Annotated in this window: 26 protein-coding genes, 1 tRNA gene, 1 other RNA gene and 1 riboswitch; of the genes, 16 read left to right on the top strand and 12 right to left on the bottom strand. The window is 59.4% G+C overall.

Going from position 1 to position 24,453, the window contains the following annotated elements:
* Positions 1 to 46: 46 nt before the first annotated feature.
* Together ffs and PhaeoP97_RS02365 are read left to right on the top strand one after the other, a co-directional pair.
* Positions 47 to 145: signal recognition particle sRNA small type (gene ffs / locus PhaeoP97_RS02370), an RNA gene on the top strand.
* Between the two features lie 190 nt (positions 146 to 335).
* Positions 336 to 573, top strand: a riboswitch (cobalamin riboswitch).
* 92 nt (positions 574 to 665) lie between these two features.
* The gene (locus PhaeoP97_RS02365) at positions 666 to 1,079 is read left to right on the top strand and encodes a hypothetical protein (protein ID WP_072503714.1); all 414 of its coding nucleotides are present in this window, start codon (positions 666 to 668) and stop codon (positions 1,077 to 1,079) included.
* Between the two features lie 51 nt (positions 1,080 to 1,130).
* Here the strand turns inward: PhaeoP97_RS02365 and PhaeoP97_RS02360 are convergent, their stop codons facing one another.
* Positions 1,131 to 1,697, bottom strand: coding sequence for a protein-tyrosine phosphatase family protein (locus tag PhaeoP97_RS02360; RefSeq protein ID WP_072503713.1), 567 nt, complete (start codon positions 1,695 to 1,697; stop codon positions 1,131 to 1,133).
* Between the two features lie 219 nt (positions 1,698 to 1,916).
* Between PhaeoP97_RS02360 and PhaeoP97_RS02355 the strand changes: the two genes are divergently transcribed.
* The 4 genes from PhaeoP97_RS02355 to recR all read left to right on the top strand — a co-directional run bounded on the left by PhaeoP97_RS02355 (position 1,917) and on the right by recR (position 5,241).
* Entirely contained in the window at positions 1,917 to 3,740 is a 1,824-nt protein-coding gene (locus tag PhaeoP97_RS02355; RefSeq protein WP_072503712.1) for a DNA polymerase III subunit gamma/tau, read from the top strand.
* Positions 3,737 to 4,132: a hypothetical protein gene (locus PhaeoP97_RS02350; RefSeq protein WP_237028974.1), complete on the top strand. Its 396-nt coding sequence runs from the start codon at positions 3,737 to 3,739 to the stop codon at positions 4,130 to 4,132. The genes PhaeoP97_RS02355 and PhaeoP97_RS02350 overlap by 4 nt, the downstream gene beginning before the upstream one ends.
* 10 nt (positions 4,133 to 4,142) lie before the next feature.
* Positions 4,143 to 4,487, top strand: a complete 345-nt coding sequence (locus tag PhaeoP97_RS02345) for a YbaB/EbfC family nucleoid-associated protein (RefSeq protein ID WP_072503710.1) — start codon at positions 4,143 to 4,145, stop codon at positions 4,485 to 4,487.
* A 154-nt stretch (positions 4,488 to 4,641) separates the two neighbouring features.
* The gene (gene recR, locus PhaeoP97_RS02340; protein ID WP_072506258.1) at positions 4,642 to 5,241 is read left to right on the top strand and encodes a recombination mediator RecR; all 600 of its coding nucleotides are present in this window, start codon (positions 4,642 to 4,644) and stop codon (positions 5,239 to 5,241) included.
* Between the two features lie 143 nt (positions 5,242 to 5,384).
* Here recR and PhaeoP97_RS02335 read toward each other — a convergent pair.
* Together PhaeoP97_RS02335 and PhaeoP97_RS02330 are read right to left on the bottom strand one after the other, a co-directional pair.
* A tRNA-Met gene (locus PhaeoP97_RS02335) sits at positions 5,385 to 5,461 on the bottom strand.
* Between the two features lie 250 nt (positions 5,462 to 5,711).
* Positions 5,712 to 6,482: a DUF1013 domain-containing protein gene (locus PhaeoP97_RS02330; protein WP_072503709.1), complete on the bottom strand. Its 771-nt coding sequence runs from the start codon at positions 6,480 to 6,482 to the stop codon at positions 5,712 to 5,714.
* Between the two features lie 141 nt (positions 6,483 to 6,623).
* Between PhaeoP97_RS02330 and PhaeoP97_RS02325 the strand changes: the two genes are divergently transcribed.
* Both PhaeoP97_RS02325 and PhaeoP97_RS02320 read left to right on the top strand, forming a co-directional pair.
* Positions 6,624 to 7,295 carry a ribonuclease T2 family protein gene (locus PhaeoP97_RS02325; protein WP_083570303.1) on the top strand — a complete coding sequence of 224 codons (672 nt, stop codon included), beginning with the start codon at positions 6,624 to 6,626 and terminating at the stop codon, positions 7,293 to 7,295.
* 195 nt (positions 7,296 to 7,490) lie between these two features.
* Positions 7,491 to 8,348: a DUF2189 domain-containing protein gene (locus PhaeoP97_RS02320; RefSeq protein ID WP_072503708.1), complete on the top strand. Its 858-nt coding sequence runs from the start codon at positions 7,491 to 7,493 to the stop codon at positions 8,346 to 8,348.
* Positions 8,349 to 8,459: 111 nt separating this feature from the next.
* On the opposite strand, the gene PhaeoP97_RS02315 is transcribed toward PhaeoP97_RS02320, so the two are convergent.
* Together PhaeoP97_RS02315 and PhaeoP97_RS02310 are read right to left on the bottom strand one after the other, a co-directional pair.
* Positions 8,460 to 9,452 (bottom strand): NAD(P)H-quinone oxidoreductase, encoded by a 993-nt coding sequence (locus PhaeoP97_RS02315; RefSeq protein ID WP_072503707.1) that lies wholly within the window; start codon positions 9,450 to 9,452, stop codon positions 8,460 to 8,462.
* A gap of 91 nt (positions 9,453 to 9,543) precedes the next feature.
* Positions 9,544 to 10,254 carry a COQ9 family protein gene (locus tag PhaeoP97_RS02310; protein WP_072506256.1) on the bottom strand — a complete coding sequence of 237 codons (711 nt, stop codon included), beginning with the start codon at positions 10,252 to 10,254 and terminating at the stop codon, positions 9,544 to 9,546.
* A 213-nt stretch (positions 10,255 to 10,467) separates the two neighbouring features.
* Here PhaeoP97_RS02310 and rpsU point away from each other — a divergent pair, with 213 nt between their 5' ends.
* A complete protein-coding gene (gene rpsU / locus PhaeoP97_RS02305) occupies positions 10,468 to 10,674 on the top strand; it encodes a 30S ribosomal protein S21 (protein ID WP_005614280.1) in 207 nt (68 codons plus the stop codon).
* Positions 10,675 to 11,150: 476 nt separating this feature from the next.
* Here rpsU and ppk2 read toward each other — a convergent pair whose 3' ends face one another.
* From ppk2 to PhaeoP97_RS02290, 3 genes are all read right to left on the bottom strand, one after another.
* The gene (ppk2, locus tag PhaeoP97_RS02300; RefSeq protein WP_072503706.1) at positions 11,151 to 12,068 is read right to left on the bottom strand and encodes a polyphosphate kinase 2; all 918 of its coding nucleotides are present in this window, start codon (positions 12,066 to 12,068) and stop codon (positions 11,151 to 11,153) included.
* Between the two features lie 213 nt (positions 12,069 to 12,281).
* Positions 12,282 to 13,871, bottom strand: coding sequence for a GMC family oxidoreductase (locus PhaeoP97_RS02295; protein ID WP_072503705.1), 1,590 nt, complete (start codon positions 13,869 to 13,871; stop codon positions 12,282 to 12,284).
* A gap of 103 nt (positions 13,872 to 13,974) precedes the next feature.
* Positions 13,975 to 14,433: an Lrp/AsnC family transcriptional regulator gene (locus PhaeoP97_RS02290; protein ID WP_014881173.1), complete on the bottom strand. Its 459-nt coding sequence runs from the start codon at positions 14,431 to 14,433 to the stop codon at positions 13,975 to 13,977.
* Positions 14,434 to 14,570: 137 nt separating this feature from the next.
* On the opposite strand from PhaeoP97_RS02290, the gene ald reads away from it, so the two are divergent.
* The 4 genes from ald (at position 14,571) to PhaeoP97_RS02270 (ending at position 18,235) form a co-directional block, all read left to right on the top strand.
* The gene (gene ald / locus PhaeoP97_RS02285) at positions 14,571 to 15,686 is read left to right on the top strand and encodes an alanine dehydrogenase (protein WP_072503704.1); all 1,116 of its coding nucleotides are present in this window, start codon (positions 14,571 to 14,573) and stop codon (positions 15,684 to 15,686) included.
* A 131-nt stretch (positions 15,687 to 15,817) separates the two neighbouring features.
* On the top strand, positions 15,818 to 16,405 hold the full coding sequence (locus tag PhaeoP97_RS02280) for a TetR/AcrR family transcriptional regulator (RefSeq protein WP_237028973.1): 588 nt from the start codon (positions 15,818 to 15,820) through the stop codon (positions 16,403 to 16,405).
* Between the two features lie 93 nt (positions 16,406 to 16,498).
* Positions 16,499 to 17,530: an NADP-dependent oxidoreductase gene (locus PhaeoP97_RS02275; protein ID WP_072503702.1), complete on the top strand. Its 1,032-nt coding sequence runs from the start codon at positions 16,499 to 16,501 to the stop codon at positions 17,528 to 17,530.
* A 30-nt stretch (positions 17,531 to 17,560) separates the two neighbouring features.
* Entirely contained in the window at positions 17,561 to 18,235 is a 675-nt protein-coding gene (locus PhaeoP97_RS02270; protein WP_072503701.1) for a type 1 glutamine amidotransferase domain-containing protein, read from the top strand.
* Between the two features lie 80 nt (positions 18,236 to 18,315).
* On the opposite strand, the gene PhaeoP97_RS02265 is transcribed toward PhaeoP97_RS02270, so the two are convergent.
* The 3 genes from PhaeoP97_RS02265 to dgcN all read right to left on the bottom strand — a co-directional run bounded on the left by PhaeoP97_RS02265 (position 18,316) and on the right by dgcN (position 21,313).
* Positions 18,316 to 19,176 carry a D-amino-acid transaminase gene (locus PhaeoP97_RS02265; protein WP_072503700.1) on the bottom strand — a complete coding sequence of 287 codons (861 nt, stop codon included), beginning with the start codon at positions 19,174 to 19,176 and terminating at the stop codon, positions 18,316 to 18,318.
* Positions 19,177 to 19,186: 10 nt separating this feature from the next.
* On the bottom strand, positions 19,187 to 20,152 hold the full coding sequence (gene dgcA, locus PhaeoP97_RS02260; protein WP_072503699.1) for an N-acetyl-D-Glu racemase DgcA: 966 nt from the start codon (positions 20,150 to 20,152) through the stop codon (positions 19,187 to 19,189).
* A gap of 159 nt (positions 20,153 to 20,311) precedes the next feature.
* Positions 20,312 to 21,313 carry an N-acetyltransferase DgcN gene (gene dgcN / locus PhaeoP97_RS02255; RefSeq protein ID WP_072503698.1) on the bottom strand — a complete coding sequence of 334 codons (1,002 nt, stop codon included), beginning with the start codon at positions 21,311 to 21,313 and terminating at the stop codon, positions 20,312 to 20,314.
* 315 nt (positions 21,314 to 21,628) lie between these two features.
* On the opposite strand from dgcN, the gene PhaeoP97_RS02245 reads away from it, so the two are divergent.
* Positions 21,629 to 22,591, top strand: a complete 963-nt coding sequence (locus tag PhaeoP97_RS02245) for an L-malyl-CoA/beta-methylmalyl-CoA lyase (protein ID WP_072503696.1) — start codon at positions 21,629 to 21,631, stop codon at positions 22,589 to 22,591.
* 81 nt (positions 22,592 to 22,672) lie between these two features.
* Entirely contained in the window at positions 22,673 to 23,278 is a 606-nt protein-coding gene (locus PhaeoP97_RS02240) for a hypothetical protein (protein WP_072503695.1), read from the top strand.
* 51 nt (positions 23,279 to 23,329) lie between these two features.
* On the opposite strand, the gene PhaeoP97_RS02235 is transcribed toward PhaeoP97_RS02240, so the two are convergent.
* A complete protein-coding gene (locus PhaeoP97_RS02235) occupies positions 23,330 to 23,782 on the bottom strand; it encodes an Lrp/AsnC family transcriptional regulator (protein ID WP_014875927.1) in 453 nt (150 codons plus the stop codon).
* Between the two features lie 73 nt (positions 23,783 to 23,855).
* Between PhaeoP97_RS02235 and PhaeoP97_RS02230 the strand changes: the two genes are divergently transcribed.
* A complete protein-coding gene (locus PhaeoP97_RS02230; protein ID WP_192849676.1) occupies positions 23,856 to 24,452 on the top strand; it encodes a LysE family translocator in 597 nt (198 codons plus the stop codon).
* Position 24,453: the final 1 nt, after the last annotated feature.

Here is a 24,453-nt window from a genome sequence, read left to right as displayed (position 1 = left end):
GCGCGACGGGCTTGCCATTCTCTGCGCGCCTGCCTATATCGTGCAGTGAGAGGTTGGCGCGGGCGAGCGCCTCGCCAACCTGGTCAGATCCGGAAGGAAGCAGCCACAACGAGCCCCGCTTGGGTCGATGTCCAACCTCTCACCTAACCTTTCCATTTTTATCTGCGTGCTTGCGTTGCCCCTTGCGGTAGCGCTGTGATCCATGATGCTACTACGGCCGGGCGAACTCCAGCATGTTGTTATTCCCTAAGCGTCAAATACTACATTTGGGCGAAACTTCGGAATGGGGTCCGAAACCAGCTCAACGAAACACTTGACGACTCGGCTCCACTACCGCTAGCCGTTGGGCAGATGGTTCTTGTGCCGCAGCAATGCGGGCAGGATGAAAAGGGAACACGGTGAGGAACGGCGCATGCCTGACCAATGCCGCGACTGCCCCCGCAACTGTAAGCGGTGAGCAACCTCGGAAAACGCCACTGATGCTAAAAATCCTGACGGGTTCGCGAGCATTGGGAAGGCCTGGGATTGTGATGAGCCGCAAGTCAGGAGACCTGCCATCTGACGAGAAACTCAAAACCGGGCGGGGTGTCCTGGCAGGGTCTGCACGTCCACCTTTTGGCCTGCCAGCTCCTCCGGTTCATTCCCTTCCACGCGCGGAGGGCGCCATGCACTGGACCGATACAACACATAGCTACACACTGAGCACCTGCAAGCACCTAGGGCGCCCCTGCCCCGCTGCGGAACACATGCTCTCCCGACTTGCAGCTGCCTTGGGACAGGCCCGTACAGTTACTGCGGATGATTTTGAAGTCGCGGGCAATTGCGAGCTGACCGCCTGCGATCATCCCTGCCAAGCACGTTTCACCGCCAATCATGAACGTATCCGTATTTACTGTGGGGTTTCGCCTGAGGCCGAGCAGAGCGGTCTTGACCGATTTGCGGATGCGCTTTTTGAGGGAACCAGAGACAGGGGATTTATCGCCAAACGGCCCGAATACCCCTATGCTCTTGCCCAAGCGGTTCCTCTGCATCCCCAGACGAGCCGAACTGCCGCCTCGCAGCAGTCTCTTTCCGCCTAGTGACGGACCAGCGTCGCGCCTCGCGCGGCGCTACGTCCGCCGTTGCAGCGTTCAATTTCCGGGAATCCGCCTCGGTCCATAGGCCCAGGCCATTTGCGCCTCTGTCTCGATGGCACATGGCCTGACTGCCCGCAGCCGTGCCAGTGCCACATCCGGCCGTTCACCGCATTCCGTCATCAGCCGCAACACCGCCATTCCAGAGCGTCCGCAGCCTCCACGGCAATGGATCAGCACTCGACCGCCACCAACCAACGCCTTGCGCGCCAGGTGGCTCGCGTCTGGCCATCGGCTCAGGATATCCGGCGGTGGGGCGCAGAAGTCTGGAATCGGCAGGTGGATCCAACGGCAGCCTATGCTCTGCAGGTCAGCGCCAATATTGTCCGCGCCAACTGCCATATGCTCATCGTCCGCGGTCATGGATATGACCAATCCCGGCTGCCATTCCCGTATATGCTGTATGTCAGCGTCGTAATTACCGCCTGCACCGGGCAACTGGCAAAGCGCCAAGATTCCATCCGCTACCGACAGCGCATGCAGCGTCAGCGGCATGGCGCTCTGCGCCGCTGACGCATCGGGTCCAACGCCGCTTCTATTTTCAGATAACGATCCATCCTCCATGGTCAGCCCCCACTGCCAGTTACACCACCAACAATCCCCCCGGACGATTACAGCCATCAATGTATCCGCCTGCCCGCTCTGCACCTAATGGTTTCTGAAACCACTGCTGCCACTGCTGTTCATCCCTTATGGATTACCATCAGCGGTGGACGCCACGCTTGGGCTTCCCTACTTTACGGGCAGATCAATGACCTACCCCCGAATCTTGCACGAGACATCATGAGCGACACAGCAGGCGACACAGCAGGCCAATCAACCGGTCAATATCAGGTTCTGGCCCGCAAATACCGGCCCGAAACCTTTGCCGATCTGGTCGGCCAGGACGCCATGGTGCGCACGCTAAAAAACGCCTTTGCAGCGGACCGCATCGCCCAGGCCTTTATCATGACCGGCATCCGGGGCACCGGTAAAACCACCACGGCCCGCATCATTGCCAAGGGCATGAACTGCATTGGTGAGGATGGCAACGGCGGTCCGACAACCGAACCCTGTGGCAAATGCGAACATTGCACCGCCATCATGGAAGGCCGCCATGTCGATGTTATGGAAATGGACGCCGCCAGCCGCACCGGTGTTGGTGACATCCGCGAAATCATCGATTCGGTGCAGTACCGTGCCGCCTCCGCCCGCTACAAGATCTACATCATTGATGAGGTCCACATGCTGTCGACCAGCGCCTTCAACGCGCTGTTGAAGACGCTGGAAGAACCGCCCGCACATGTGAAATTCATCTTTGCCACCACGGAGATCCGCAAGGTACCAGTGACGGTGCTGTCGCGCTGCCAGCGGTTCGATTTGCGCCGCATTGAACCTGAGGTAATGATCACCCTGTTGCAAAAGATCGCAGGCGCTGAGAATGCCCAAATCGCCGAGGATGCGCTGGCCCTCATCACCCGCGCCGCCGAGGGGTCGGCCCGTGATGCCACCTCGCTGCTGGATCAGGCGATTTCTCATGGCGCAGGCGAAACAACAGCTGATCAGGTCCGCGCCATGTTGGGACTGGCGGATCGCGGGCGGGTCCTTGATCTCATCGACATGATTATGCGTGGCGACGCGGCTTCGGCCCTGACTGAGCTGAGCGCGCAATATGCCGAAGGTGCCGATCCGCTGGCAGTGCTGCGCGACCTAGCCGAGATCACCCATTGGGTGTCGGTGGTGAAAATCACACCCGATGCCGCCGAAGATCCCACCGTCAGTCCGGATGAACGCGCCCGTGGCAGCCAAATGGCCGAAGCGCTGCCGATGCGCGTTCTGACCCGGATGTGGCAAATGCTGCTCAAGGCGCTGGAAGAGGTCGCCGCCGCGCCCAATGCGATGATGGCAGCAGAGATGGCGGTGATCCGGCTGACCCATGTGGCTGACCTGCCAACACCAGAACAGTTGATGCGCACATTGCAGGACACGCCCCCACCGCCGCCCACGGGCCCCGGCGGCCCGGGAAACGGTATGGCGATGCCACAAGGCGGTGGCCACCAGCAAGGCGGCCAGTACAATGCCCCGCAAGGCGCGCAGCAGGGCAGCTTCCCTGTTGGCCCCAGCGGAGGCGCGACCATGTCGAACGGCAATGGTCAGGCCGTGGCTCTCGCGCCGCAGATGGATCAGGCATTGGCCCGTTACCCCAGCTTTGAACATATCGTGGAGCTAATTCGTGTCCGCCGAGACGGCCTTTTGCTGGAATATGTGAAAACATACCTGCGGTTGGTGTCCTATCAGCCCGGCCGGATCACTATTCAGCCCACCGATGACGCGCCCAAAGACCTCGCACAGCGCCTTGGCCAACAGCTGCAAACCTGGACCCAGGCGCGCTGGGTCATTTCCCTCGCCAATGAGGGCGGCGGCGAGACCATCACCGAACGCGACAACGCCGCAGAGAACGCCCTGCGCGCCGAGGCCAGCACCCACCCGATGGTGCAGGCCGTGCTGGAGAGTTTCCCCAAGGCCAAGATCAAACGCATCCGCACCGCCGAAGAGCTGACCGCAGAAGTCGAGGCAGAGGCCCTGCCCGAGGTCGAGGACGAATGGGACCCCTTCGAGGAAGAGTGACATCGACGGCAGGCGCGCTGCTGACAGGTTTGCCCGGCTCCGCACTGGCCGAAGTCTGTGACAAAACGCGCCCCGCCTGGGTCCGCACTGACGACCCGGCCACAGCTTGGGATGAACTACTGGCGCTGTCCAGCTTGCCCATCACTTTGGCTCTGTTTGCATTGACAGGCATCGCTCTGGCCACACGTAACCGTGCCTCCTTTGTAATCTCAGCCCTGCTCTGGGCGAGTATGGCATTTGTAATTGCTATCGACCGGTACGAAAACGCGCTTGATGATGTGCAATACTACGCCATTGTTGAAGGGTGCTTAGGCTCCCCCCACTTGTTCATCGGCCTCGCAATTGCGATATGTGCGGTGATGACTTACGGCGCGCTGCGCCCTCGCACTTAGGAGAAAACAGATGCTCAAAGGCCTCGGCGGTCTTGGCGACATGGCCAAGATGATGAAATCGGCACAGGAACTGCAAGGCAAGATGGCGCAGATGCAGGAAGATCTGCACAATGTCATGGTCACCGGCGAAGCAGGCGCTGGCCTTGTGAAGGCAACCGCATCGGCCAAGGGTGACCTTAAGGCATTGGATATCGATCCGTCGATCTTCAACGGCGACGACAAGGAAGTGGTCGAAGACCTGATCCTTGCCGCGATCAAGGATGCCCAGGCCAAAGCCGCCGAAAAAGCGCAGGAAGAAATGGCGAGCCTGACCGAAAGCATGGGCTTGCCCAAGGATATCAAACTGCCGTTCTAAGACGGAATCCTTATACCCTCAGCATCAGGCGGCTTCGGCCGCCTTTTCTTTTGGCGGGTCGCCATTTCAAAACAAACCCCGAACATTTTGTCGCCCGCCCTTGCATTCCGCCGCGGCAATCAGCCTATATACCTGTGCAAACAAGAGTATCAGCATGATCAAGAACTCCACCACTGATATCGAAGACCTGATTGCCTTGATGGCCAAGCTGCCAGGGTTGGGGCCGCGTTCTGCCCGTCGGGCGGTGCTGCACCTGATCCGCAAACGCGCCCTGCTGCTGACCCCATTGGCCGAGACCATGAGCGAGGTCGCAGCCACCGCCCGTGAGTGCCTCAACTGTGGCAATGTCGGCACCAGCGATCTCTGCACAATTTGTGAAGACCTGACCCGCGCCAACGGCGAGCTCTGCGTGGTGGAGGAGGTCTCGGATCTTTGGGCAATTGAGCGCGCAGGCGTCTTCAAGGGGCGCTATCACGTGCTGGGTGGGACGCTGTCAGCGCTGGATGCCATCGGCCCCGAGGATCTGCGCATCCCGCGTCTGGTCGACCGCGTACAGAGCGAAGCAATCCGCGAGGTGATCCTGGCACTCAACGCGACCATCGACGGTCAGACCACCGCCCACTACATCGCCGATCAGCTGCACGGTCAAGCGCGCCTGACGTCGCTGGCACAGGGTGTGCCAATCGGTGGAGAACTGGACTATCTTGACGAAGGCACCATCACCGCTGCCCTGCGCGCCCGCAAGGACATCTGATCAGCTCGCGCGCTCACAACTGCCAGCCAACAACTCACTGTGGCTCAGTACATCAGGTTGTTTCAGGCCCGAAACCCATCAAAAATCTCGGCATTGCAACAGCCGTATGCCTGTGGACCGAGCCTGATATTGCAAGAGATGAATGGTGGCGTGGGGGAGACTCGAACTCCCGACCTAACGATTATGAGTCGTTCGCTCTAACCAACTGAGCTACCGCGCCGTCGGGGTGCGAGGTACGCCAGCCACGCGCGCGCGTCAAGGCAGAAATGTCATAAAAATGCAGTGATCCGCGTTGGAATGCGATTTTTTCGATATGGGAGAATATTGCACATCAGAATGTGCCTTGCGCCTGACAAATTTGCGCCAACACCTGCCCCAAGGGCAGGAACTTAAAAAGAAAAAAACCACAGAGCGCGACACGCTCTGTGGCCTTTATTTAGTTTTCCACACCGGTTTACGGTGTGAACATATCAGAAGCGCGGATCTGCGTCGTCCTCGTCTTCATCATCGTCGCCACCTGCAGGCAGGTTGAAGAAACTATCAGCATCGACGATCTTTTCTTCTTCCTCGCTCTCAGACCGATTGTTGCCACCCAAGGTAAAGGTCTCCAGACCTTCGATCGCAGTGGGCATCCGGGATTCGGCGTCCATCTCCAGAGATTGCTCGGTCGATACCAGCTTGCGACGTTCGTCATCGCTCATCACGCCGCCTTCGGCAGCTTTCTTGGCAGCGGCCTTTTGGACCGCAGCGTCCAGTTCGGACTGCTTACACAGGCCCAGCGCAACCGGGTCGATCGGCTGAATATTGGCAATGTTCCAATGGGTCCGCTCGCGGATCGCCTGAATGGTCGGCTTGGTGGTGCCAACCAATTTCGATACCTGACTGTCCGACAGCTCAGGATGAAATTTGACCAGCCAGTAGATCGAGGCCGGGCGATCCTGACGTTTGGACAAAGGCGTGTAACGCGGGCCGCGGCGCTTCTCTTCGCCAGCAGCAGCAGGGTTAAACTTCAACTTCAGCTTGTGCAGCGGGTTTTTCTCAGCCTTGTCGACCTCTTCCTGCAGCAACTGATTGTTGGCAACCGGGTCAAATCCCTTCACGCCTGTGGCAACGTCGCCATCGGCAATGCCTTGGATTTCCAGCTCGTGCATACCAACAAAATCGGCGATCTGTTTAAAGCTGATCGTCGTATTGTCCACCAGCCACACGGCGGTCGCCCTAGCCATCAACGGTTTTGCCATGCGCTCATCTCCTTAAAACACGTTATCCCCAGATACATCTTTCCCGTCGCCTGAAAGAGGCTTCCCCGATTTGGGGCGGTTTCCGTTGTCGGGGAACTTCACTTCTATATAGTCGCGTTGTTTCTATAAGGAAAGAGGCGAATGCGCAGGATCAAACAGGCTCTCATGGCGCTGGTTATTGCAACCGGCGGGATCGGGCTGGGCACCCTGACCGCGACCACCGCACAGGGGGAAGGCGAGATAGCCGGTCAGTTTGACTACTATGTGCTGAGCCTCAGCTGGTCACCAAATTGGTGCGCACTGGAAGGAGACGCCAAAAGATCAGAACAATGCAACCCGCGCGTAGATCACGGCTGGACCCTGCATGGTTTGTGGCCCCAGTTTCATCGTGGCTGGCCCAGCTACTGCCGCACCTCCGAAGCCCCGCCATCACGCCAGCAGACCCGCGCGATGGCCGATATCATGGGAACACAGGGGCTTGCCTGGCATCAATGGAAGAAACACGGCACCTGTTCCGGTCTATCGCCCCGTGACTATTTCACCCTGTCTCGTCGCGCTTATGAGCAGATCAACCGCCCTGCCGCCTTTCGCAAGCTGCAACAGCAGGTGACCCTTCCGGCCAGTCTCGTTGAACAGGCATTTTTGCAGGTCAACCCCGATCTCCGACCAGATACACTCACCATCACCTGTCGCGACGGTCACATCCAAGAGGCGCGCGTTTGCCTCTCCCGAGATCTGACCCCGGTGCCCTGCGGCCGCGACGTGATCAAGGATTGCACCCGCAAAAACGCCATATTTGAACCGATCCGCTAGCACTACTGGACTGAGACCAGACCACCCCGGCCCGCCAACCGGCGGTCACATTCCACCCTCTCACCTTAGTGATCAGATTTGCGTTAGTTTTATGCTACTCTTATCCTACGCACCGCCTTCGGTCGCCACAGATCCGGACCTGTTCCGCCCGACCCACCCCTGCGGTGCGCACAGCATTTGCTGAGAGGAAGGATCATGGAACGCACTATCGGAAACCCTATTAGTTGGCTTGCCAAATCACTTGGACTGACCGGCGCGCATGTCTCAGCTTCGGTTGATCACCTAGGCAGCGACAAGATTGCCTCAATGCCAAAGGTACTGCAGCTTGATTTTGCGGACCTGCGGGCTGCCTTGCGGGCCGGATGGCATGATTTTGGTGCCTGCCGCAGCGACGCCATCGCGCTGGTGTTTCTCTACCCGCTGATCGGCATTGCGCTGGTTGTTCTCAGTCTGTCAATGAACCTGTTGCCGCTGATTTTTCCGCTGATTTTGGGATTTTCCCTGATCGGTCCGGTTGCTGCCGTCGGTCTCTATGAGATGTCGGCCCGCCGCGAAGCCGGGTTTACCCCCAGTTGGATGGATGCATTCTCCGTGCTGCGCTCGCCCGCGTTTTTATCGATTCTGGCACTGGGGATCTATCTTGCGGCATTGGCCGTCTTATGGCTGATGATTGCAGCGGCGATCTACAACCGTACCCTTGGCCCTGAGGCACCACAGTCGTTTGCGGTTTTTGCACAGGATATCTTCATGACCGCGCCGGGATGGGCAATGCTTCTGATTGGCGGCGCCGTCGGTGGATTGTTTGCCTTTGTCGCGCTTGCGGTCAGCCTGGTGTCTTTTCCGCTGCTGCTGGACCGTCACGTCGGGCTGCCCATTGCGGTCGCCACGTCGCTGCGGGTCGTGCGGCAAAACACGGTTGTCACACTGACCTGGGGGGCCATAGTGGCCCTGTCATTGCTACTGGCTGCCATCCCGATGTTTGCGGGCATGATTATTGTGGTCCCGGTACTGGGACACGCCACCTGGCATCTCTACCGCCGTGCAGTGGCTTAAGATGGCCAAACCGATGCGTCTGTAGCCAATGAAACCTGATGCCGATGTAATAGAGGCAGATCACTCTGCCCCTATCTTGTCGTATCGGATGACGAATTCCAAAGCGCTAGATTAGACTGCGTCACCAACCTCCAGGACGATCTTGCCGATATGGGTCGAGCTCTCCATCCGGGCATGGGCCACTGCCGCGTCAGCCAGTGCAAAGGTCTGATCCATCACCGGTGCCATTTTGCCCGCCTCGATCAGGGGCCAGACCACTTCGCGCAGATCTTGGGCAATCTGTGCCTTGGCCAGATCACTCTGCGGACGCAGGGTCGACCCGGTCAGCGTCAGCCGTCGCGCCATGATCTGGGCAAAGTTCAGCTCTACCTTTGGACCAGACAGGAACGCGATGTGAACCATCCGACCATCATCCGCCAAGGCACGAACATTGCGCGGGATATAGTCACCGCCCACCATGTCGAGAATCAGATTCGCACCACCCTCAGCCTTCATGACTTCGACAAAGTCCTCATCGCGGTAGTTGATCGCGCGCTCTGCGCCGAGCGTCAGGCACGCCGCGCATTTTTCATCAGATCCAGCCGTGGTGAACACCCGCGCGCCCAGTTGGGACGCCAGCTGGATCGCCGTTGTACCAATCCCGGATGAGCCGCCATGCACCAAGAATCGCTCGCCTGCCTGCAAGCCACCACGCGAAAAAACGTTCGACCAGACAGTGAAGCAGGTCTCGGGCAAACATGCGGCCTGTTTCATCGACAGGCCCGCAGGCACGGGCAGACAATGCACCGCCGGAGTCGCGACATATTCGGCATAGCCACCGCCCGGCAGCAGCGCACAGACCAGATCTCCAAGCGCAAGATTGCTGACACCGGCCCCAACGGCCACCACCTCGCCCGAGGCTTCAAGACCCGGCAGATCACTGGCCGTAGGTGGTGGCGCATATTTTCCGGCACGTTGCAACGCATCAGGGCGATTGACGCCTGCATAGGCAACCTTCAGCACCACCTGGCCGTGGTCCGGCAAGGGCACAGGGCGTTCGCATTCCCGCAAGACATCAGGGCCGCCCGACTCCCGGATCTCAATCGCACGCATCATTTCGCTCATTGACATTCCCTCTGCTGTTGTAAATGCCTAGCAAAGGAAAGCTGCCAGTCAAAGACGCTTAGGCTTCGCAGGCCGCAAAACGTTGCGCGGTTCAGCTGCGCGGCGTGGTCCAGCGACCCGGCAGGTCATCGCGCGCCGTTGGTGCCTTGATCTTCTGTGCCAGCCAATTTGGCCCGGCGAGCAGCGGCTTGAGCAACGGATTGGATTGCACCTGAGCCTTAAGCTTTTCAAATTGCATCACATTGTCGATACGTCGATTCAAAAACTCCCAACTGGCCTGATGATCCAGGCTGTCGTCACCCAGCCAATAAAGAACAGTGGAGGAATACACCCCCGCCAGCGATCCGCGCTTGGTGTACCAGTTTATATCTTCCGACGCGTCGCCCAGCGCGGTCCAGATTTCATCGACCGTGCCCCAGATCAGCCGAACCCCGTCACCTGCGTATTGCGGTAGGGAAAACAGCGTGGTGCCGCGTCGCACCGCTTCCTTGTCGTCCACCACTTCAAGCCGCAGCCGGACGGCCCGCGCGATTTTGTCGCGAAACCGCAGGCCGGTCATATCCTCATCCGCCAAGCGCTCCAGCATCAACACATCGCCGCGCTTGTGAAAGGCCACGGCCAGATCCACCGCGCCGCGTGGACAAAGCACTTCGGCCAGTGTCGAATCGACTCCGGCATCTGCGACCGCTGCGGCAAAGCTCGCAGCGCTCCAGCCATCAAACGGCACATGCATCAGCGCGGCATCCAGAAGCTGATCAATGACATCTTCAGCGACAGGGGCAGTGTTGTGCTCAGTGGTCATCATAAAGCCTTCCGATTTTTCTTACTTAGTATCTGTTATATGCCAGAATGAAACCGGGCCAAACGCCTCAGGCCCCTGTTTCACCGCCCAACCACCGCTGACTGTCACAGTGCGAAGTCATGTGCCGAACACTGGACAAGCTAGTGCGACCTTGCTATATGGCCACTTCCTGCAAATCCTTGCAACTCAACTTAGAAAGGTGGTGAAAACCACATGCAGGTTAGTGTTCGCGACAACAACGTCGATCAGGCGCTTCGTGCCCTGAAGAAAAAGCTGCAGCGTGAAGGCGTCTTCCGCGAAATGAAGCTCAAGCAACATTTCGAGAAGCCGTCCGAGAAAAAAGCGCGCGAGAAAGCTGAAGCGATTCGACGTGCCCGTAAACTGGCACGTAAGAAAGCACAGCGCGAAGGCCTCCTCTGAGCTCTTCGGTCCGCAGTTCTGGACGCAATTGACGACCCCCGAGGCTTAGCCGCGGGGGTTTGTCGTTTTCGGCCTCCCCACAAATGGCGAGTGCGACAATCCGCCACCTATAAAATTAGTATTTTATCAAAAAATACACGTAAAGCGTGTGTTCGTTTCGATAATACTGCGCTACTCTGGTTAATGTACGGGCCAGTCTGAAGCGTTTCCCCAGTAGCTGCCCGTTCCATCGGATCTGGAACACCCGATGGTCTAACCCGGAGCAGGCAGCGTCTCCCCCCCATCAGGCGCTTGCCTTACCCCCATAAAACCAAGGCATTTGCCGCTCCGGGTTCCTTCTTTTCAGAACTTAGACCTCTCGTGCAATATCGGGCCATAGCGTGCAAGCCAGGGTCATCACCGCACGGGCGCCACGCCTTCAGGTGTTAACCATATCAGCACGCGGGACAGGCACCCATTTAACCTGAGCTCAGCGGTCAATAGATTTTTGGCACATAGAGATCATCTGGCAGCACCTGACGTTCGTAGTCGGGCTTATACTCTCGGTCCGGAAGAGAGACGCGCTCGCTTGGAACGTCACGATAGGGGATCTTCGTCAGAAGATGCTCGATACAGTTCAAACGCTCACGCTTTTTGTCGTTGCCTTCAACAATATACCAAGGTGCCTCGGCGATATTGGTTCGCTCGAACATATCTTCCTTGGCCTTCGTGTATTGCTCCCAACGAATGCGGCTTTCTAGATCCATCGGCGACAGCTTCCACTGCTTCATCGGATCGTGGATACGCATCATAAAACGCAGCTGCTGCTCCTCATCCGTGATGGAAAACCAGTATTTCAATAGAATAATCCCGGAGCGCACCAACATCCGCTCAAATTCGGGAACGTCCTGAAAGAATTGTTCGACCTGGTCGTCGCTGGCAAAGCCCATCACCCGTTCGACCCCCGCCCGATTGTACCACGACCGGTCAAACAGGACGATCTCACCCGCGGCAGGCAGATAGGGCACATAGCGCTGGAAATACCACTGGCTCTGCTCACGGCGGCTGGGCGCAGGCAGCGCCACGACCCGCGCCACCCTCGGGTTCAGACGCTGGGTGATCCGCTTGATCACGCCGCCCTTGCCGGCACTGTCGCGGCCTTCAAACAGGATACAGACCTTGGCACCGGTATGCTGGACCCAATCCTGAACCTTGATCAGCTCAGCCTGCAACCGCAGCAAGTTGCGAAAATAGACCTTGCGATCCAGCATCTCCGGATGCTGCGAGCGATAGATCTTGCGCAATTCCATCGACAGCATAGGCTCGGCGAATTCGATCTCGAAATCCTCGTCCAGCGTGTCCTGAAGTTCGGCGTCCAGCCAGTCAAAGGAATCAGGGTCATGGTCGCTGGTCACACTAAAGCTCCTTGGTCGATCTGTGGTCAGTCACGCGGCTGTAGCAGGCGGATGTGATCGTTTCGTGTCACAGTCAGGCAAGCGATAAGTGCTGCTAGCCCCACCGGCCCCTGAAAGGGCCAACGCATCCCGCACGCCACGCGCCAGCCGGATCGGAACAGGGAATCGAATATTGGCGGCAGACGCAAGGGGGCATGCTGCCCGCGCGGCCAATTACCCGCGATGATCGCTCAAAATCATGTCAGCTGCCTTTTCCGCAATCATGATCGTCGGCGCATTGGTGTTGCCACTGGGAATCATCGGCATCACGCTGGCATCAACCACCCGCAGGCCGCCAACCCCGCGCAAACGCAGCGCGTCGTCCAACGGGGCCGCCTCCTCCGCGCCCATCCGGACCGTGCAGGTCGGATGAAAGATGGTTGTCCCGATCGCGCCTGCCGCCTGCATCAGATCCGCCTCATCATCCGAACCGCCGCCGGGTTTCAGCTCCTGCGGTGCATAACGCTGCATGGCCCCCTGCCCCATGATCGCCCGTGCCTGTCGAATCGCCGCAACCGCGACCTGACGGTCGCCTTCGGTCGATAGGTAATTCGGCGCGATGCGCGGCGCCTGCATTGGATCCGCGCTGGTTATCGCAACCTCGCCCCGGCTTTCAGGGCGCAGGTTACAGACGCTTGCCGTCAACCCCGGAAAATCATGCAGCGGCTGACCAAAAGCCTCCAGCGTCAGAGGCTGGACATGGTATTCCAGATCCGGCGTCGCCAGATCCGGGCGCGAGCGGGAAAACGCCCCTAACTGACTGGGGGCCATCGACATCGGACCGGACCGGCGCATGGCATATTCAGCTACAATTTTTGCCTTGCCGATCAAAGAATTCGCCAGCGTATTGAGTGTTTTTGCCCCTTTCAGCCGCCAGGCGCAGCGTAATTGCAGATGATCCTGCAGGTTCTGACCGACCTCAGGCATGTCACGCTGCACCGCAATCCCGTGGTCGCGCAGCAGGTCTGCCGGACCCAGACCAGACAGCTGAAGGATCTGCGGGCTGTTGATGGCCCCGGCCGACAGCAGCACCTCACCACCGGTCCGCGCTGTTTTCACCGCGCCACCCTGACTATATTCCACCCCCACGGCACGGCCATTCTCGATCAGGATGCGCCGGGTGTGGGCGCCGGTCTCTACCTTCAGGTTTTCACCAGTCGCCGTGCGCAAAAACGCCTTCGCGGTGTTCATCCGCCAGCCGCTCCGCTGGTTCACCCGGAAATAGCCAACGCCCTCATTGTTGCCGGTATTGAAATCCGTAACTTTCGGCAGGCCCCATTCGGCGGCGGCCTGCATCCAATCATCCAGTACTTCCCAGTGCAGACGTTGATTCTCCACCCGCCACTCGCCGCCGACCCCGTGCATGTCAGAGGGGCCGTCGACGTAATCCTCGGACTTCTTGAAATAGGGCAGGACATCATCCCAGCCCCAGCCAATAAGGCCGCGCTGGCGCCAGCCATCATAATCCGCCGCCTGTCCGCGCAGGTAGAGCATTCCGTTGATGGACGAACAACCGCCCAGAACCTTGCCGCGCGGATAGATCAGCGCGCGCCCATTCAGACCGGCCTCCGCCTCTGTCCGATACATCCAATCGGTGCGCGGGTTGTTGATGCAATAAAGATATCCCATCGGGATATGCACCCAGTGGTAATTGTCTTTGCCACCCGCTTCTAGCAGCAGCACCCGCTGACCTGCCGCGCTCAACCGGTTGGCCAGTACGCAACCCGCGCTGCCTGCCCCGACAATGATATAATCCCAGTCCATACGCCCCCGCCCGCGACAATCCTGCCGTCTTGTTCTGCCGGGGCAGTCTTTCCCAGATCCCCTCGCCTGACAAGCCACGCGAAGACCCGCGCGGGCACGTGTATCAGACCGGCAGCGCCGTGGTTTTGAACACCGTGCGTAGCGCAAAGGAACTTTGCATCTGGGCCACACCAGGCAGTCGCGTCAGGTGCTGGCGATGGATGCGGGCAAAATCATCGGTGTTTTCAGCCACCACCTTCAGAATGTAGTCCGCAGTGCCTGCCATCAGATGACACTCCAACACATCCGGGATACGCGCCACTGCCTTTTCAAAGGCGTCCAGCAACTCATCCGCCTGACTTTGCAACGTGATCTCCACAAAGACGGTCGCCGGCAGGTTCATCTTGCGCGCATCCAAGAGAGCGACGTAATTACGGATATACCCGTCCGTCTCCAGCCGCTGCACGCGCCGGTGACAGGCCGATGCCGACAGGTTCACCTGCTCGCTCAGCTCGGCGTTGGATATCCGGCCCTGCTTCTGCAACACCTGCAAGATGCGACGATCCGTGTGATCAAGTGACATATAGTGAAAGATCCTTCGATGAGGGGTGAACTTATTCGAAGAACCTTCGATATGCACCTTTTTATTTCGCCTAAAAAAGCAGCAAATCTCCCCCTTACTGCGGCACAATAACGCAAGCATGTAGGAGGAGTGATTACATGAAAATCGGATGCCCCACAGAGATCAAGCCCCAGGAATTCCGCGTCGGCATGACGCCGGACGCCGCTCGTGAAGCCGTAAACCATGGTCATACCGTCCTGATTCAGGCCGGTGCCGGGATGGGCGCAGGCTTCACCGACGAAGACTATACCACCGCAGGCGCCGCAATCATCGACACCGCAGAAGAGATCTTTGCCACCGCCGATATGATCGTGAAGGTGAAAGAACCGCAGGCGGTTGAGCGCAAGATGCTGCGCGAAGGCCAGCTGCTGTTCACCTATCTGCACCTCGCCCCCGATCCAGACCAGACCCGTGATCTATTGGACTCCGGTTGCACCGCGATTGCCTATGAAACCGTGACCGACGACCGTGGCGGCCTGCCTCTGCTGGCTCCAATGTCCGAAGTTGCCGGCCGTTTGGCTCCGCAAGTTGGTGCCTATACCCTGCAAAAGGCCAATGGCGGTCGTGGCGTCCTGATGGGCGGCGTCCCCGGCGTGGCCCCGGCCAAGGTTGTGGTGATCGGCGGCGGTGTCGTTGGCACCCACGCAGCCAAGATCGCCGCTGGCATGGGCGCAGATGTCACCATTCTCGACCGGTCCCTGACCCGCCTGAAATATCTCGACGATATCTTTGGTCGTGACTTCAAGAACCAATACTCCACCGCAGGGGCCACCGCTGAGCTGGTGCGTGATGCAGACATGGTGATCGGCGCGGTTCTGATCCCCGGTGCCGCGGCCCCCAAACTGGTGTCTCGCGCACAACTCAGCGAGATGAAGCCCGGTGCAGTGCTGGTGGATGTCGCCATCGACCAGGGCGGCTGCTTTGAAACATCGAAGGCCACCACCCACGCCGACCCAATCTATGAGGTCGACGGCATCATGCACTACTGTGTGGCCAACATGCCGGGTGCTGTTGCCCGCACCTCGACCCAGGCCTTGGGCAACGCCACCCTGCCATTCTTGCTGAATTTGGCAAACAAAGGCTGGAAACAAGCCTGCGCTGACGATCCGCATCTGCTGAACGGCCTGAACGTCCATGCTGGTAAGCTGACCTATTTCGCGGTCGGCAAGGCTCTGGGCATCGACGTTGTCTCCCCTCAGCTGATGATCAAGTAACACCTCCCGATCACTTGGTATCAGCCAGCGCAAGGCCTCGCAGACGCGGGGCCTTGTCTCATTTTTGGGGGATGGGAAAAAAACTGCGACCTCCACTAGACAATCGGTCTAGTGATCTTATGTCTACTCGCATGAGTGACACCCGACTGCATATTCTGGACACTGGACGCGCACTGACGGCGCAGCGCGGCTATACCTCCGTCGGCCTGACGGAGCTGCTTGCGACGGCACAGGTACCCAAGGGGTCTTTCTATCACTACTTCTCTTCCAAAGAGGACTACGGCTGCGCCCTGCTGCGTCACTACGTCGACCAGTACCGGATTGAGTTGACGCCCACGCTGAACAACCCGTCGCTGACAGGGAGCGATCAGGTGCTGTCCTATGTCACCGCCTGGCAAGAGCGGCAGAGCTCGGACATGGCCGGTCAAAAATGCCTCATCGTCAAACTGGCCGCTGAAATCGCGGATCTCTCCCCGGCGATGCGCGGCATCCTGCAACGGGCCGTTGAAGGCATTACTGCCCGGCTCGCCGACTGCCTGCGTAAAGGTCAGCAGGACGGCTCTCTCAGCCCGGACGTCGACCCTGTCCAGACTGCAACATCCCTCTATCAGATCTGGCTTGGGGCCAGCCTGATGGCCCATCTGTCACAGGACAGCACCCCGTTTGACACCGCCATGGTCCAGACCCGGACCATGCTTCCCCCGCCCCGGCAAACCTAGCCAGTCAGAGCCGTTCTGGCGCAAATGCTTGCCGTCAATAAATTTGCCGATCACTAGACGATCGGTCTAATTCCTTCAGAAAAGGATCCAAACATGACACAGACATCCACCACCAACCGCCAGTTCGTCCTCGCCGAACGCCCCAAGGGCGAGCCGACAGACAGCACTCTGCGCCTAGACACCACCGAAGTGCCCACCCCAGGCGAAGGCCAGATGCTGCTGCGCAACGAGTATCTGTCACTGGACCCATATATGCGCGGCCGGATGAGCAGCGCGCCCTCTTATGCCGCCCCTGTCGAAATCGACGCAGTCATGGTTGGCGGCACCGTGGCCGAGGTCGTCACCTCCAACGTCAAGGGATATGAAAAAGGCGACTGGGTCGTCGCATTCGGCGGCTGGCAGGACTACACGCTGTCGGACGGCACCGGCGTGATCAACATGGGCAAGACCCCGCAGAACCCCTCCTGGGCGCTTGGTGTTCTGGGCATGCCGGGCCTCACCGCTTGGGCGGGTCTCACCCAGATCGGCCAACCCAAAGAAGGCGAAACACTGGTTGTCGCAGGCGCCAGCGGCCCGGTTGGCGCAACCGTCGGCCAGATTGGAAAAATCCTCGGCCTGCGCGTGGTCGGCATCGCCGGTGGGGCTGAGAAATGCCAGCACGTCATCGACACTTTGGGCTTTGACGCCTGCATTGACTACAAGGCAGACGGCTTTGCTGACGACCTCGCCAAGGCGGTTCCGGATGGCATCGACATCTATTTCGAAAACGTCGGCGGCGCTGTCTTTGACGCCGTGATGCCACTCCTCAACCCCTCTGCCCGCATCCCGCTCTGCGGCCTGATTTCGCAGTACAACGCCACTGCCCTGCCCGAAGGTCCCGACCGGATGAACTATCTGATGGGCCAGCTGCTGCGCAAACGCATCACCATGCGCGGCTTCATCGTCTTTGACGATTTCGGCCATCTCTACCCGGAATTTGCCAAGCAGATGACCGGCTGGGTGCAGGAAGGCAAAGTGAAATACCGCGAAGAAATGATCGAAGGCCTGGAACAAGCGCCCGCAGCATTCGTTGGTCTCTTGAGAGGTGAGGCGTTTGGTAAGCGCGTCATCCACCTCGCTGATTGATCCCAGACTGATAAGCAAAGGAAACGACCGATGAAAATTCTCATGGTACTCACCTCGCATGACACGCTCGGGGACACAGGCGAAAAAACCGGCTTCTGGCTGGAAGAATTCGCTGCCCCCTACTACGTGTTCAAGGATGCAGGGGCCGAGATCATCCTGGCGTCGCCCAAGGGCGGCCAGCCACCGCTCGATCCCAAAAGCGACGATGAAAGCGCCCAAACAGAGGCAACCAACCGCTTCAAATCCGACGACACCGCCCAGTCCGCTCTCGCAAACACCAAGGTGCTGGCCGACGTGCAGGACGCAGGTTTCGACGCGGTCTTCTACCCGGGTGGTCACGGCCCGCTGTGGGACCTGGCCGAAGACGCCGACAGCCGCCGTCTGATCGAAGGCTTTGCCCAGAGCGGCCGTCCGGTTGGAGCCGTCTGCCATGCCCCCGCGATTTTCCGGCACACGCAGGGTACGGACGGCAAACCGCTGGTCGCGGGCAAGCGCGTCACCGGCTTCACCAACACCGAGGAAGAGGCCGTCGGCCTCACCGATGTGGTGCCCTTCTTGGTCGAGGACATGTTAAAAGCCAACGGCGGCCTTTACGAAAAACAGAATGATTGGGCTGAATTTGCCATCATCGACGGCAAGCTGGTCACCGGCCAAAATCCGGCCTCGTCAGAGGACGCAGCGAAAAAACTGATGTCGCTGCTGTAACGGCCGCTGAGATCTCGCCAACAACAAGGCCGCCCTCGGAAACCGGGGCGGCCTTATCTATGTCTTTCGTAACAGCGTGATCAGATCGCCGCGTTCATGCTCTCTTCCAGATAGATCTCGCGCAGGCGCTTGGCGATCGGACCCGGTGTGCCATCGCCCAGCGCTACGCCGTCGATCTCAACCACCGGCATCACAAAGGCGGAAGCCGATGTGGTAAAGGCCTCATCCGCCTCTTTCGCTTCCTCAATTGTGAACAGGCGCTCTTCGATCTTCAGCTGGGCCTCCGCTGCCATGCGCAACACCGCCTTGCGGGTAATGCCGTGCAGGATGTCATTGGACAGCGGGCGGGTAACAATCACGCCATCCTTCACGAAATATGCGTTGTTGGAGGTCCCTTCGGTCACGTGACCATCTTCAATCATCCAGGCATCATCGGCCCCGGCCTTCTTGGCCATCATCTTGCCCATGGACGGGTAAAGCAGCTGCACGGTCTTAATGTCGCGACGGCCCCAGCGAATATCCTCGATCGAGATGATCTTAGCGCCCTTGCGCGACGCCGGGCTGTCCGCCAGGCCGGGCTTGTTCTGCGTGAACAACACGATGGTCGGCGTGGTGTCCGCCGAGGGGAAGACAAAATCACGATCCCCATCAGAGCCACGGCTGACCTGCAGATAGACCAGCCCCTCGTCGATACCGTTCAGCTCCACCAGCTTACGGTGGATTTCCAGCAGCTCTTCCTTGCTGCAGGGCTCCGCCATCTCCAGCTCATCCAGCGACCGTTTCAAACGCACGGCATGGCCTTCAAAATCAATCAGCTTTCCGCCCAGTACCGAGGTCACCTCATAGACAGCATCTGCCATCAGAAAACCGCGGTCAAAAACCGAGACCTTGGCCTCATCCTCCGGCAAGTAGTCGCCATTTACATATACGGTACGGGTCATAGTGCTCTCCTTAGCCCCACAAGGCCGCTTCCGGCGGGTGCACGCCGTCTGCGTCAAATTTCAACGGTTCCGCACGGTCTTCGGCCAACAGAAGCGGCCCGTCAAGATCGGTGACCACCGCCCCCTGTGCCACCAGTGTCGCAGGTGCCATGGCCAGCGAAGATCCGACCATACAGCCCACCATCACCTCAAAGCCCCGCGCCAGCGCCGCATCGCGCAATTTCAGCGCTTCGGTCAGACCGCCGGTCTTGTCCAGCTTGATGTTGATGACGTCGTACTTCCCCTCCAGCGCGGCCAGGCTCTCACGGTCATGACAGCTTTCATCTGCACAGACTGGCACTGGACGCTCCATCCCAAGAAGGGCAGCATCCTCCCCCGCAGGCAGCGGCTGTTCCACCAGCGCCACCCCCAGTCGCACCAGATGCGGGGCAAGGTCAGCGTAGACCTCGGCGCTCCAGCCCTCGTTGGCATCGACAATGATGCGCGCCTCCGGGGCTCCAGCGCGCACAGCTTCCAGGCGGGCCATATCGTCGGCAGTGCCCAGCTTGATCTTCAACAACGGGCGATGGGCATTCTTGGCGGCCTGCGCCCTCATGTTTTCAGGGCTGTCCAGCGACAGCGTATAGGCGGTGATCTCGGGCTTTGGCTCCGGCAAACCTGCCAACTCCCAGACCCGCTTGCCTGCCTGCTTCGCCTCCAGATCCCAGAGCGCACAATCAACCGCATTACGCGCAGCACCCGCAGGCAAGAGCGATTGCAGCTCTTCGCGGCTGAAACGCTCTGGCAGACTTTCAATCTCGGCGGTCACACTCTCTAGCGTCTCACCATAGCGCGCATAGGGTACGCATTCACCACGACCGGTCACACCGTCCTGCTTGATACGCACGGTCAGCACCTTGGCCTCGGTGCGTGATCCTCGGGAAATGGTAAAGACCTGCGCCAGCTTGAAAATATCGGGTGTCACGCTGATCTGCATTTGTCTCTCCATAACTACGGTTGTTTTCTTTGTCTAAAGAACCGGAAAAGGCCCAAAGGACACCCGCACGGCCGGGCACCCCAATGTCATCTTTCCAAAAATACTCCCGCCGGAGGCTCCGGCCCCTTCGGCCCACCCCCGGCGGCAGCAGGGGTTAGATCACACAGCGTCCAGCGCGTCCACCAGACGGCCCGCGCCATGGCGATAGGGATCCACAGCCGGCAGCCCCATACGGGCCTCAACTTCGGCGAGATAGGATTTCGCTTCGTCTTCGCTCAGGTGCTGGGTGTTGACCGAGATACCCACAACTTTGCAGTCTGGATTGGACACCTGCGCCAGCGGCAGCGCCGTATCGCGCAGCTGTTCAAGGCTCGGCAGCTTGTAGCCCGGCAAACCCCGCATATGCTCACGGGTCGGCTCATGACACAGGATCAGCGCATCCGGCTGGCCACCATGCACCAGCGCCATGGTCACACCGGAATAGGACACGTGAAACAATGAGCCCTGCCCCTCGATCAGATCCCAGTGATCGTCCTCATTGTCCGGGGTCAGATACTCGATGGCACCGGCCATGAAATCGGCAATCACCGCATCCAGAGGCACACCGTGGCCGGTGATCAGGATACCTGTCTGACCCGTCGCGCGGAAGGTCGACTTCATGCCCCGCTTCTGCATCTCGGCATCCATCGCCAGCGCGGTATACATTTTGCCCGCTGAACAATCGGTGCCAACAGCGAGGCAGCGTTTGCCGCTGCGCTTAACGCCATTGGCGATCGGATAGCCAACGGTCGGCACGCGCACATCATGCAGCGTACCACCATGGGTCTGGGCGGCCGCGACCAGATCCCCCTCGTCCCGCAACAGATTGTGCAGACCGGACGCTAGATCATAGCCCATCTCCAAGGCTGCAATCAGCACCTCTTTCCATGCCGGAGAGATCACGCCGCCACGATTGGCAACGCCGATCACCAGCGTTTTGGCACCCGCCGCCTTGGCCTCGACCAGCGACATATCGGTCAGACCAAGATCCGCGCCACAGCCAGGCAGGCGGATCTGACCCACGGCGTGGTCAGGGCGCCAGTCGCGAATACCGATGGCCACCTTGGCGGCCAGCATATCGGGCGCATCACCCAGAAACAGCAGATATGGGGTCTCGATCATGGCGGGGCCTCCTCAGGAATAGTCGAGTTCCGCGCGAGTGTAGGAGAGCGCGCCCGCGAGAGGATCCCGAATTCTGCGCAACATTTGAAAATTGACGCATGAATCTTCGAACTGAATGAGAAATACCAGAAGATCCTCCCTATCAAGGATGATATACGCCCGTTCCTTGCTTACACCCTCACCCGGATCGATCCCCACAGCATCTGTTTCTGCACGCGCAATGCTGCGGCTGCACAAAACGCTTGCAGCTCTCCTTGAAACTTAATACCAAAACAACAAGAAATTACGACACATCATTACCCAGAGGTCGACAACATGAGCTTTCGCATCCAACCTGCCGCCCCGGCCCGCCCGAACCGCTGTCAACTGTTTGGCCCCGGCTCCAACACCAAGCTGTTTCCCAAAATGGCGGCCTCCGCAGCAGATGTGATCAACCTCGACCTTGAGGATTCGGTCGCGCCCTTGGACAAGGACGTGGCCCGCGCCAATGTGATTGAGGCCCTGAACACCGTCGACTGGGGCAACAAATACATCTCCGTGCGGATCAATGGGCTGGATACGCCTTATTGGTACCGCGATGTGGTCGATCTTCTGGAGCAGGCTGGTGACCGGCTGGACCAGATCATGATCCCCAAAGTGGGCTGCGCCGAAGATGTCTATGCCGTTGACGCACTGGTCACGGCGATTGAACGCGCCAAGGGCCGAACCAAACCGATATCCTTCGAGGTGATCATCGAATCGGCCGCCGGCATTGCACATGTTGAGGCCATCGCCGCCGCCAGCCCCCGCCTGCAGGCCATGAGCCTCGGGGCTGCAGACTTCGCCGCCTCCATGGGCATGCAGACCACCGGCATCGGCGGCACGCAGGAGAACTACTATATGCTGCGCGCGGGCGAAAAACACTGGTCCGACCCCTGGCACTGGGCGCAGGCCGCCATTGTCGCCGCCTGCCGCACACATGGCATTCTGCCGGTTGATGGCCCATTTGGGGATTTCTCCGACGACGATGGCTACATCGCTCAGGCCAAACGCTCCGCCACGCTCGGCATGGTGGGCAAATGGGCCATCCACCCCAAACAGATCGCGCTGGCCAATCAGGTTTTCACCCCCTCGGATGAGGCCGTAGGTGAGGCGCGCGAAATCCTCGCCGCCATGGAGCAAGCCAAGGCCAATGGCGAAGGTGCCACTGTCTACAAGGGCCGTCTGGTCGATATAGCCTCCATCAAACAGGCTGAGGTGATCGTGGCCCAATCGGAGCTGATCGCCCAGAACGGCTAATGATTTGTAAAACCGGGGGTGCGACAGTGCCCCCGGAAGAACAGTAATCCGTCAAGATGTAGGCAAAGGCAGGCGAAGCACATGGTCGATCTCACCCTGATTCATACTGCCGAGGTCCATGTCGCCAGCTTCGATGCGCTGGCGGGCGCAGCAAAGCTGCATCATATCGTCCGTCCCGGCTGGCTGGAGCGGGCACAAGACGGCATCGACGACGCGCTTCGCCGGGAAATCACCGCCGAAATCCAGCGCCTGACCGGCCCTGTCCTCTGCACTTGCACCACATTGGGAGAGTTGGCCGAAAGCGCCGGCGCCACCCGGCTCGACTGGCCGATGATGCAGGCTGCGGCGCAGATCGGCGGACCGGTGCTGATTGCTTATTGTCTGGAAAGCACGCGCGCGCCCTCTACGGCCCTGTTGGAGCGCGCCTTCCGCGACCTCGGCAAATCAACAGAAATCCGCACCCTGCCTCTGACCGGTCTCTGGCCACATTTCACCGCAGGCGATACCGATCTGTTCCACAAACAGATCGCCACCTGGGTCAGCACCAGCCTCGCCTTGGTGGCCGATACCTCCTGCGTGGTGCTGGCGCAGGCCTCCATGGCCGGAGCTGCCGCCTTGATTGAAACAGAGATTCCGGTGCTGACATCCCCCGCCATCGCCATGCAGAACCTCACAGGCGCGGACTGACGTCAGCCCCGTCACCTTTCCCAAAATACTCAAAAAACGCCGCCCCGGCTTTCAGGCCCGCATATCCTTGGGCGATCCCATCACCACATAGGTGGTGATTGAGGTCACATAGGGAGATGTCCCCAGAATGTCGGTATGAAACTGCTTGTAGCTGGGCAGATCCGCACATTCGACCCGCAACAGATATTCGATGGTTCCGGTGATATTGTGGCACTCCACGACCTCCGGCGCCCGCCGCATGGCCACCTCAAACGCCTCTTGCGCTTCTTTGGTGTGCTCGCCCAGACCCACCCCAATGTAGGTGACGAAGCCAACGCCCATCGCCTGCCGGTTCAACACCGCACGATATCCGGTGATGATTCCGCTGCGCTCCAGCTCCTGCACCCGACGCAGACAGGCAGAAGGCGACAGCCCCACGCGATCCGCCAGCTCAAGATTGCTGATCCGCCCGTCGCGGTTCAACTCCTGCAATATCCTGTCGTTTATTTGATCCAGCTTCGCCATTTGTTGCAAAACATGACGATAATTCGTAGAGAACGCAATTTCATTCGCTCAAATGCCCTGCATTTTCATCGCCATGACTTACGAACTCTTCCTCGCCCTCGCCGCCTTTGTCTTTGGCACTGTCTTCACGCCCGGACCCAACAATCTGATGCTGATGGCCTCCGGTGCAAATTTCGGCTTTCGTCGCTCAGTTCCGCATCTCACCGGCGTTGCAGTCGGTTTTCCGTTGATGATTCTACCGGTCGGCCTCGGGGTGATGCAGCTGTTTGATGCCTTCCCCGCGCTCACCTGGATCATGACGGCACTGTCGGTGGCCTATATGCTGTGGTTGGCGTGGAAAGTCGCCAATGCGGCCCCGCCGCGCGATGGCGAGGCGCAGGGGACACCGCTGAGTTTCCTTCAGGCCTGCGCCTTCCAGTGGGTCAACCCCAAGGCCTGGGCGATGGCCCTTGGCGCAATCACCCTTTATGCGACCAGCCGCGATGTGACTGCCATTCTCTGGGTCTCCGGCACCTATCTTCTGGTGGGCAGTTTCTCGGCCTCGACCTGGACATTGCTGGGCCAGCAGCTGCGTCGGCTGCTGACCCGCCCCGCACAGCTGCGGGCTTTCAACTGGACCATGGCGGCCCTGCTTCTTGCGTCGCTGGCCGCGATCCTGCTGCAGCGCTGAG

The organism is Phaeobacter porticola, from assembly GCF_001888185.1.
In the GTDB taxonomy this organism is placed as follows: domain Bacteria; phylum Pseudomonadota; class Alphaproteobacteria; order Rhodobacterales; family Rhodobacteraceae; genus Phaeobacter; species Phaeobacter porticola.
The sequence above is the reverse complement of the archived record's forward strand: the minus strand, read 5'-3'. Positions and strand labels throughout refer to the sequence as shown.

Coding starts and splice junctions, on each gene's coding strand:
- PhaeoP97_RS02365 (WP_072503714.1), top strand. CDS start 666: ATGCACTGGACCGATACAACACATAGCTACACACTGAGCACCTGCAAG.
- PhaeoP97_RS02360 (WP_072503713.1), bottom strand. CDS start 1,697: ATGGAGGATGGATCGTTATCTGAAAATAGAAGCGGCGTTGGACCCGAT.
- PhaeoP97_RS02355 (WP_072503712.1), top strand. CDS start 1,917: ATGAGCGACACAGCAGGCGACACAGCAGGCCAATCAACCGGTCAATAT.
- PhaeoP97_RS02345 (WP_072503710.1), top strand. CDS start 4,143: ATGCTCAAAGGCCTCGGCGGTCTTGGCGACATGGCCAAGATGATGAAA.
- recR (WP_072506258.1), top strand. CDS start 4,642: ATGATCAAGAACTCCACCACTGATATCGAAGACCTGATTGCCTTGATG.
- PhaeoP97_RS02330 (WP_072503709.1), bottom strand. CDS start 6,482: ATGGCAAAACCGTTGATGGCTAGGGCGACCGCCGTGTGGCTGGTGGAC.
- PhaeoP97_RS02325 (WP_083570303.1), top strand. CDS start 6,624: ATGCGCAGGATCAAACAGGCTCTCATGGCGCTGGTTATTGCAACCGGC.
- PhaeoP97_RS02320 (WP_072503708.1), top strand. CDS start 7,491: ATGGAACGCACTATCGGAAACCCTATTAGTTGGCTTGCCAAATCACTT.
- PhaeoP97_RS02315 (WP_072503707.1), bottom strand. CDS start 9,452: ATGAGCGAAATGATGCGTGCGATTGAGATCCGGGAGTCGGGCGGCCCT.
- PhaeoP97_RS02310 (WP_072506256.1), bottom strand. CDS start 10,254: ATGACCACTGAGCACAACACTGCCCCTGTCGCTGAAGATGTCATTGAT.
- rpsU (WP_005614280.1), top strand. CDS start 10,468: ATGCAGGTTAGTGTTCGCGACAACAACGTCGATCAGGCGCTTCGTGCC.
- PhaeoP97_RS02295 (WP_072503705.1), bottom strand. CDS start 13,871: ATGGACTGGGATTATATCATTGTCGGGGCAGGCAGCGCGGGTTGCGTA.
- PhaeoP97_RS02290 (WP_014881173.1), bottom strand. CDS start 14,433: ATGTCACTTGATCACACGGATCGTCGCATCTTGCAGGTGTTGCAGAAG.
- ald (WP_072503704.1), top strand. CDS start 14,571: ATGAAAATCGGATGCCCCACAGAGATCAAGCCCCAGGAATTCCGCGTC.
- PhaeoP97_RS02280 (WP_237028973.1), top strand. CDS start 15,818: ATGAGTGACACCCGACTGCATATTCTGGACACTGGACGCGCACTGACG.
- PhaeoP97_RS02275 (WP_072503702.1), top strand. CDS start 16,499: ATGACACAGACATCCACCACCAACCGCCAGTTCGTCCTCGCCGAACGC.
- PhaeoP97_RS02270 (WP_072503701.1), top strand. CDS start 17,561: ATGAAAATTCTCATGGTACTCACCTCGCATGACACGCTCGGGGACACA.
- PhaeoP97_RS02265 (WP_072503700.1), bottom strand. CDS start 19,176: ATGACCCGTACCGTATATGTAAATGGCGACTACTTGCCGGAGGATGAG.
- dgcA (WP_072503699.1), bottom strand. CDS start 20,152: ATGCAGATCAGCGTGACACCCGATATTTTCAAGCTGGCGCAGGTCTTT.
- dgcN (WP_072503698.1), bottom strand. CDS start 21,313: ATGATCGAGACCCCATATCTGCTGTTTCTGGGTGATGCGCCCGATATG.
- PhaeoP97_RS02245 (WP_072503696.1), top strand. CDS start 21,629: ATGAGCTTTCGCATCCAACCTGCCGCCCCGGCCCGCCCGAACCGCTGT.
- PhaeoP97_RS02240 (WP_072503695.1), top strand. CDS start 22,673: ATGGTCGATCTCACCCTGATTCATACTGCCGAGGTCCATGTCGCCAGC.
- PhaeoP97_RS02235 (WP_014875927.1), bottom strand. CDS start 23,782: ATGGCGAAGCTGGATCAAATAAACGACAGGATATTGCAGGAGTTGAAC.
- PhaeoP97_RS02230 (WP_192849676.1), top strand. CDS start 23,856: ATGACTTACGAACTCTTCCTCGCCCTCGCCGCCTTTGTCTTTGGCACT.